The sequence below is a fragment of the Campylobacter sp. 2457A genome (assembly GCF_020135895.1).
Taxonomy (GTDB): Bacteria; Campylobacterota; Campylobacteria; order Campylobacterales; family Campylobacteraceae; genus Campylobacter_D; species Campylobacter_D taeniopygiae.
In genome coordinates this window covers 1-270 of sequence record NZ_JACHTO010000119.1, presented here as the reverse complement: position 1 = coordinate 270, position 270 = coordinate 1, and the positions used below count along the sequence as shown (strand labels likewise).

The 270-nt window shown below is 28.5% G+C and carries 1 pseudogene; it reads right to left on the bottom strand.

The window, feature by feature from the left end:
• Positions 1 to 270, bottom strand: a pseudogene (locus tag H2280_RS08595) (tRNA 2-selenouridine synthase); the annotation flags it as partial.

Here is a 270-nt window from a genome sequence, read left to right as displayed (position 1 = left end):
CAAATTTACCATTTATAAAATAATGCAAAGAAGATCCAACTCCAACACCTTTGTGACTTAGGCTTGTAAAGCTAAATCCTATTGCTTCATCTCCAAATAAACCATAATTTGTTTCAACATACATAAATCTAGTATAAAAAACAACAGGATATTTTTTACCCTTACATACATAATAAGTACTCATACCCATATAAGGTCTTACTTTTTTATAGTTTTCTTCTCCCATGTATTCTTTAAGTTTATCTTCATAATAAGCAAATTCGGGTTTGT